Source organism: Clostridium sp. ZS2-4 (assembly GCF_026719745.1).
GTDB lineage: Bacteria > Bacillota > Clostridia > Clostridiales > Clostridiaceae > Clostridium_H.
This window is the reverse complement of the sequence record NZ_JAPPRQ010000131.1, coordinates 38,196-45,976: the sequence shown is the minus strand read 5'-3', so window position 1 is coordinate 45,976 and position 7,781 is coordinate 38,196. Positions and strand designations below refer to the sequence as shown.

At 30.5% G+C, this 7,781-nt stretch carries 6 protein-coding genes; 1 reads left to right on the top strand and 5 read right to left on the bottom strand.

What is annotated here, in order from left to right; genetic code table 11:
* Window positions 1-233: 233 nt before the first annotated feature.
* The 3 genes from OIO11_RS15195 to OIO11_RS15185 all read right to left on the bottom strand — a co-directional run bounded on the left by OIO11_RS15195 (window position 234) and on the right by OIO11_RS15185 (window position 2,601).
* On the bottom strand, window positions 234-395 hold the full coding sequence (locus OIO11_RS15195; RefSeq protein ID WP_268072290.1) for a hypothetical protein: 162 nt from the start codon (window positions 393-395) through the stop codon (window positions 234-236).
* A 136-nt stretch (window positions 396-531) separates the two neighbouring features.
* Window positions 532-1,743 carry a Y-family DNA polymerase gene (locus OIO11_RS15190; RefSeq protein ID WP_268072289.1) on the bottom strand — a complete coding sequence of 404 codons (1,212 nt, stop codon included), beginning with the start codon at window positions 1,741-1,743 and terminating at the stop codon, window positions 532-534.
* 336 nt (window positions 1,744-2,079) lie between these two features.
* Window positions 2,080-2,601 carry an N-acetylmuramoyl-L-alanine amidase gene (locus OIO11_RS15185; RefSeq protein ID WP_268072288.1) on the bottom strand — a complete coding sequence of 174 codons (522 nt, stop codon included), beginning with the start codon at window positions 2,599-2,601 and terminating at the stop codon, window positions 2,080-2,082.
* Between the two features lie 148 nt (window positions 2,602-2,749).
* On the opposite strand from OIO11_RS15185, the gene OIO11_RS15180 reads away from it, so the two are divergent.
* On the top strand, window positions 2,750-3,232 hold the full coding sequence (locus OIO11_RS15180; protein ID WP_268072287.1) for a DUF4883 family protein: 483 nt from the start codon (window positions 2,750-2,752) through the stop codon (window positions 3,230-3,232).
* Window positions 3,233-3,282: 50 nt separating this feature from the next.
* Here the strand turns inward: OIO11_RS15180 and OIO11_RS15175 are convergent, their stop codons facing one another.
* Both OIO11_RS15175 and OIO11_RS15170 read right to left on the bottom strand, forming a co-directional pair.
* On the bottom strand, window positions 3,283-6,210 hold the full coding sequence (locus OIO11_RS15175) for an insulinase family protein (protein WP_268072286.1): 2,928 nt from the start codon (window positions 6,208-6,210) through the stop codon (window positions 3,283-3,285).
* Window positions 6,211-6,370: 160 nt separating this feature from the next.
* Entirely contained in the window at window positions 6,371-7,756 is a 1,386-nt protein-coding gene (locus OIO11_RS15170) for an ABC transporter substrate-binding protein (RefSeq protein WP_268072285.1), read from the bottom strand.
* Window positions 7,757-7,781 lie beyond the last annotated feature (25 nt).

Below are 7,781 nucleotides of genomic sequence, written 5' to 3'. Positions count from 1 at the left end.
TTCTATATTTGTTGTTGGGTAACTATAATTATAAAAAGTCTTTGACATGAATAAAAGGCCTACCGGCAAGGTAATTGCTGGCGGCCTTTCCTTATTTTTTGCCTAAAAATATTTTACTTACTCTTACATTTTGTGTTATTTTATGATAATACATTGAAATTATAGCAATTTATCTCAAAAGCTAGTAGATTATCAATATCCCACTAGCTTTATATTTATAGACTAATATTTATTTATCTTTTTTGATTTTTAGGATTTCCAAAGCCTGCTTGTTTTTTTTGATCTTCCAATTGAAATTCTCCTGCTGCTTCCATAGTAACCTTCTGCAATTCTCTATGCCTTTTTTCAGCTTCTCTATTGTTACCTTCACCTTTTTCTTTTTTTCTTTTAGCCATAGTATCTCCTCCTTTCATATTAAATCTTACTTTAATATTAAATCTTACTTTAATATTAAATCTTACTTTAATATTAAATCTTACTTTAATATTTTAACCAATATTCCAAAATATATTTTTCTGAATTCATAATAGTTTATCTGTTTTCTCTATTCTTAAAAATACTTCCTCGCATAATAGTGTTTCTTCCATATCTAATTTTCAATTCATCAATAGTCTTGTCTAACTCCATATTTTTTTCAATATTTTCATTATCAAAAATAGAAACCTGAGTAATTTTATCACTGCATAAATGCCCCACTCTAACTCCAAGAAGTCTTATAGGATCACCTTTCCACATTTCATCAAAAAGTTCTTTTGTGACTTCTAGAATTTTATCTGTGGAGTTTGTACAGCAATCCAACTTGCACTGATGAGAATAACTCTTAAAAGAACTGTTTTTTATGCTCACAGCAACCGATGTGCATAAATTTTTAGAATCTCTCAATCTCATAGATACTGTTTCCACTAAAGATGTTAAAATACTGTAGGCTGTTTCTTTATTTCTAACATCATAAGATATCGTTGTCGAATTGCCTATTCCCTTCATTTTAACATATCTTTTTTCATCAACTTCCGATTCATCAGTACCATTGGCATAGTTCCATATAAGTGTTCCATATTTTTTGAATTTATATTGAATTATATCTAAATCATATGCTGCCAAATCACCAATGGTATTTATATTTAATTCTCGCAGCTTTGAAGCTGAAGACTTTCCCACCATAAAAAGCTTTTCAATAGGTAATGTCCACATTTTTTCCTTAATTTCATTTTCAAATAATGTATGAACCCTATCAGGTTTTTCAAAGTCTGAAGCCATTTTTGCTAATAATTTATTGTTCCCTATCCCAATATTCACAGTAAACCCTAACTCATTTTTTATTCTATTCTTAATTCTATTAGCTACTTCTACTGCACTTCCATATGTATTTTCCATACCAGTGTAATCTATAAACCCTTCATCTATAGAATATCTTTGAACAGAAGGTGAGTATTCTTTAAATATGCTGAACATATTATTACTACTTTTTATGTAAATATCAAAGTTAGGAAGTACAATTTCCAATTCTGGACACTTTTCTAAAGCTTTCACTATAGGTTCTCCTGTTTTAATATTATACTTTTTAGCCGGTATTGACTTTGCTAAAACAACTCCATGTCTTTTTTCTCTATCTCCTCCTATTACAGAAGGTATATTCCTTAAATCAACTTTATCTCCCATTTTTAATCTATGTACCGCTTCCCAAGACAAAAAAGCAGAATTAGTATCTATATGAAAGATGATTCTCTTTTCTTTATTTTTCATTTTTTATTCCTTCCTTTTACAATACTCTTATCATTACTATAATTGTAGCGAAACATAAGTTCGTTTTCAATAAATAAAAACACTATATAAGAATGTTGCGACACAACATTCTTTTAGTCCCCAGTCGCCAGTAACCAGTAGCCAGAAAGAAAAAAGAAAAGAAAATTAAAGAATTTAAATTCAGTAAAAATAAACATAAAAAAGAACAAGAATATAGAAAATCCCTATGTTCTTGTTCTTTCTTTTACTTAAGTTTAAGTTTTGCCTTAGCAAAACTTAAACTACTGGTTACTGGCTACTGGTCACTGGTTACTCGAATAAAATTGTTTCACAATTTTATTCTAGTATTCCATAAACCACAGCTTCGGCACATTTTTGTCTTATATCTTCTCTATTTAATTTGTGATAATCCTCTAACCTGTCAATAAAACCAAATTCATTAAGAATTGCTGGCATAGTTGTAGTACGAATTATATAAAGATAATCCCCATATCTTCCACTTTTCTTTTTGATTCCCCTTGATTTAAATATTTCACTAAGGTTTCTTTCAACATTTGCAGCATATTGCTTTCCTTTTCCTCCATAAATTGAATACCATACTTCTTCTCCAACTCCACCACCAGCGTTTATATGGTTGGAAATAAATACATCTGCACCCCATTGATTAGCTTTGCTAGTTCTAGCTCTTAAAGAAACATATCTATCTGTACTTCTGGACATTCTAACTTCATGTCCTAATTTTTCAAATAATTCTTTCTGTCTTAAAGAAATATCTAAAACTAACTCCTTTTCTCTAAGTCCATTAGCAACTGTACCTGGGTCATTTCCTCCATGTCCTGGATCTATAAATATTTTCATATATACACCCCCTGGATACTTTTCATATAAAATACATTCTATTTTAATATATGCAGTTTTCGATATATTTGTAATAAGCTTTTGTACTAAAGCCCTAATTTAAATCATATTTTTGTTATATATCCATAAAAGCGAGGTGATTATAAATTTGAAAAAAGGTAGTCTTATAATATTAATACTTGTACTTATAGGTTCAATGTTTATAAGCCTTAGAATGTACCTTAACAGAAAAAAGCCTTCGAATTATTACTACACAAACTTACTAGCAAAAAACATTGCACTGTCCTCCAAATACAATATTCAAGTTTTAGATACTAATTTTTATAAAACAGAAGCATTAACTTCTGAAGATATACAAATAATAAAAAGTTTTTTAAACTCACTTAGAAAACCAAATTTTATTGAAAAGCCTATGTCTTTAAATAAAAAACCTGAATACAAAATATTTTTTACCTTCCTTGAAACAAATGAAAAATACATTATAAATATATATTCCAAGGAACTTATATCCATTCAACCCTGGGATGGCGAATTTACTATGGACTACATAACTATGTCTGGAATTCCTCTGCGCTATAATATATACACCCTAAGCAAGTATGCCTTTGCAAAGGAACCAAAATTAGATTAAAAAAATGAGGTAACATACAGCATTGCTGCATTTACCTCATTTTTCATGCATTAATTAAATACGTCTACCAAATTATAAAATACTTCTTCATTATCTCTAAGCTTTGATTCATTTCCTAAAACGCATAAATAATTTTCCTTCATGGCATCCCCCATCATATCTGCAAAACCTCTTATGTCATCTTTTGAAGCACTTAAAACTTCATCTCTTTCTTTCTGTACATCCTCTTTAGTAATATTACTCAAATAATAAGCTGCTGCTTTGTCTGCCTTCATAGGTGGAGTTAATGGAGTATCTAAATTACTTATGGTTCCAATTATATATTTAGTCATTTCTCTCTCATCCGCCTCAAAGCTTCTTAAATAATTTTCCAAGTTATCATATACATTTAGTGTTTCTTTTAAATTAGGATCTCGATATGATCCTAAGAACATATTCCCACTTCTTCCAAAGGAAGCAAATGCACCATAAGCTCCTCCTAAAACACGCACATTATTCCATAAATAATCTAAACTTGCAATAGTTTTTAGAACCTGAAGACTTCCTTTATATTCATATCCTAACTTTCTATAGTTGCATCCTTTTGCAACATACTGAACGTCTCCTTGAGTCATAAGTCCCTCATTATAAGCTTTTACACCAAATTTATACTCATTGCACTCTACTTTTTCACTTGCAAATTTACTTACTAGTGAACATATATATTTTTCTATCTCATTATAATTTGCTTCTTCCACTGCAGTACTTATAATTAAGTTGTTCTTATTAAATATTTTTCTGGATACTTTTTGTAAATTAGATATAATTTCATCACCTTTTGATTCAAAATTCTCATCTAAATCTTCAATAAATTTATAGAAATTCAACCCTGAAATTATTTCTTCATACTGTCCAATTGGTGAAAAATACGAAAATAATCTATGCGCTGCAACAATATGTCCAGCATCAAAAATAGCCATTTCTAATCGAGATTTTAATTCTTGAATTATCTCTTTTAACCTCTTTTTATCATCAAATTTAGTTCTTATGATAATTTCCTCTAAAAGCGCAGTTAGTTTTGGCAACTTATTCACTAAAGCTTTTGATTTTACCAAGAATTTAGGTGCATACTCCCCTTCAGCATTATTTAACACATACGTGGAAGTAGTGTATCCTATTCCACCAGTATAGATATTAACTTCATTTGCTAAATCCATGTAGCTGTAATTTTCGGTTCCTATTTTACCTAAAACAGCAGATAAAAGTCCAATATATGGTATCATTTCTTCTTCAATTGCTCTGGTATCAAATATAAATCTTAAGTAGGCTATCTTATTCGTAAACATATCATGGAACAACATTTTATTTCCACAAATTTCTCTTTCTTCTAACGGAAGTTCCTCAGCCTTTGGATTTATATCCTCTAAAGATAGTAGTGGTATTTTCACCAAATCTTCCAATTTTTCTCCACTTACCTGTCTTTCCTTTAAAGCTTGAGTATCCTTAACTAATTTATCTATTTCTTCATCTGAAATTGATTTCTTATAGTCACTTAGTTTCTTTCTTACAGATTCTGCTTTTTCTTCCGCCATACCTGGTTTTGGATTTAATACGAGTAAACTGCTGTGTTTCGTATTTATCAAATACTTTTCAATCAACTTTTCAAAATAATCTGTTTGTAGAGCACTCTTTATTTTTTCTATGGTTTTTTCATACTCTAAGTGTGGTAAAGGATTCTTGTCATGTAGCCAGCTGTCTAGAGCTTTGGTATAGTATAACAATCCCTTAGGATAGGTCCTTGTGTCGCCCTCTCTTAATCTAAATTCTTTTATATTTATACATGCCTCAACCAATTTCTTGTCTATTCCATTTTCAACAAGACCTCTTAAAGTATCAAAAACTAAATTCTTAAAGCTTTCCTTTTTATCTTCATTGGAATTTTTCAAAATAATGCTGAATACTGGCTGAAGTATGCTGTTATCATAGAAACCATATACATCCTTGCCAAGTCCAGACTCTATAAGTGCCTTTTTCAACGGTGCAGCTGGTGTTTCCAAAAGTAAGTATTCTAATATTTCAAAAGCTAGACATATTTCAGGATCTGTACATTCACCCACAACAAAACTTAAACTCAAGTAAGTTTTATCTTTACCATTATCATTTGGTGATACTGGATATTCCGCAGTAACTTCTTTTATTTGATTAAATGGCTTTTCAACGTCTATATGTGAGTCTACATCTATTTTGTCAAATTCCTTCAAATACTCTTCATTTATAAATTTAAGCTGCTTATCTAAGTCCCCATCTCCATATAAGTATATATAACTATTTGATGGATGATAGAATCTCTTATGGAAGTCTGTAAACTGCTCATAAGTAAGATTCGGTATTTCAGCAGGATCTCCACCTGATTCTACTCCATAAGTGGTGTTTGGAAATAGAGATTCCTGTATCTTTCTGTACAGCATATCATCTGGAGATGAAAAAGCCCCTTTCATCTCATTATATACTACTCCTTTATAAGTAATTTCAGCATCCTTATTGTCAAGCTCATAATGCCAACCTTCCTGCATGAGTATTTCAGGATATTTATATATATTAGGATGAAGAGCTGCATCTAAATAAACATCCATCAAGTTGAAAAAATCCTTTTCATTTTTACTAGCTACAGGATATAAAGTTTTATCAGAATAGGTCATTGCATTTAAAAAAGTATTTAGCGAACCTTTAGCAAGTTCTACAAAAGGGTCTTTTATTGGAAACTTTCTTGAACCGCAAAGAACAGAATGTTCTAAAATATGAGGTACTCCTGTACTGTCGCTTGGCGGCGTTCTAAAACCTATGGCAAAAACCTTATTATCATCATCATTTTGCAAATTCAAAAGTTTTGCTCCACTTTTCTCATGTAAAAAAACTCTAGCTTTTGAATTTATTTCTTTAACATAACTCTCTTCTATTAGCTTAAATCCATGATATATTTTATTCAATTCAAAATTCATTTATATTCCTCCTTTTTGATATGTATATATTATATATTCTACCAAAACTTTCTGTAAATAATATACTCCTATATATAAAATTCACCTTTTTTTAATTTTTAATTCGTTAAAACTTTACAAAAGGATACTAAAAATCATATTTTAGTATCCTTTTTTCTATTTATTTGTTATTTTCATTGTAATTTTTTATAGAACCATTTATCTTACTAGCTGCATTTTTTATTGCTTCTTCTGGAGTTTGATTTCCTTGAAGAGTCTTCTCAATATTCATTTCGATATCCTGTCTTGCCTCTGAAAATACACCTAATAAAGCACCTTGTGTACAAGGATTTATTGGAGTATCATGCAATTGATCTATCGCTGTTTTAAATTGCGGATACTGTTTTAAATGTTCATTCATTGCTGGAACATCATAAGCTTTCTTTGTTATTGGGAAATATCCACTCTCTTTGTTCCAATATATTTGTTGTTCAGGTGAAGCTATAAATTTAATGAATTCCCAAGCAGCCTTCTGTTTTTCCTCTGAACCATTATCAATTGCCCAAAGAGCTCCTCCTCCAATTACAACTCCGCCTTTATCTGCATCTGTTAAACTTGGAAGATATGCAGTACCGATTTCAAATCTATCCCCAACGCCTTTTAAGAATCCACCTAGACAAGCTGTTGATTCAAGTATCATTGCAGTTCTGCCTGCTGTAAAAGCATTTTTAGTATCATCAACTTTTCTTCCAAAATTCCCTACACAGCCTGAATCAATAAGTTTTTTCCACTCTTTCATTATAGTTAGTCCTGCACCATTCTTATCCCATTCAACTTCAGTAACTTTATCTTTTCTTCCATTTTCATTATTTCCATAGAATGATCCTTGTTTTGCTAATAATTGTTCGAAGAACCAACCATATACACACATTGCAAATCCATATTGTGATACTGTGTCTCCATCCTTCTTTACTAATTTTTTGCTATATTCTTCAATTTCTTTAAAATTCTTAGGTGGTTTGTTAGGGTCAAGACCTGCTTCTTTAAACGCAGTTTTATTATAATAAAGTATAGGAGTAGATGAGTTAAACGGCATTGAATATAATTTATTGTTAACAGAATAATATCCTAAAAGATTAGGTTCCAATTGAGAAGCATCAAACTCCTTATCATTGTCAATAAAATTTTGCATTGGTACTATCCATCCACTATCTATCATAAATCTGGTTCCAATATCATAAACTTGACAAATATCTGGACCAGCTTTTCCCTGCATGGCAGTCTTGAATTTTGTTAAAGTATCATCATACTTTCCTTGATACTGCGCTGTAACATGAATATTTTTATGAGTTTTATTAAAGTTATCTGTCATAGTTTTTACTGCTTTTCCATTTACTCCTCCCATGGAGTGCCAGAATTTAAGTTCAATAACCTTGTTGTTAGAAGCTGCTTCTTTTAAATTATCTCCTTTATTACCTGGTGACTGTGCAGTATTCTTTCCACATGATGCTAGTGAAAAAATCATTGAGCTCGCTAGCACAATTGAAAGAATCTTCTTAAATTTCATAACATAATCCTCCCTTTACCTGTAA

Bases quoted from the DNA above. Each gene is read 5' to 3' on its own strand.
- OIO11_RS15195 (WP_268072290.1), bottom strand. From the start codon at position 395: ATGGCTAAAAGAAAAAAAGAAAAAGGTGAAGGTAACAATAGAGAAGCT.
- OIO11_RS15190 (WP_268072289.1), bottom strand. From the start codon at position 1,743: ATGAAAAATAAAGAAAAGAGAATCATCTTTCATATAGATACTAATTCT.
- OIO11_RS15185 (WP_268072288.1), bottom strand. From the start codon at position 2,601: ATGAAAATATTTATAGATCCAGGACATGGAGGAAATGACCCAGGTACA.
- OIO11_RS15175 (WP_268072286.1), bottom strand. From the start codon at position 6,210: ATGAATTTTGAATTGAATAAAATATATCATGGATTTAAGCTAATAGAA.
- OIO11_RS15170 (WP_268072285.1), bottom strand. From the start codon at position 7,756: ATGAAATTTAAGAAGATTCTTTCAATTGTGCTAGCGAGCTCAATGATT.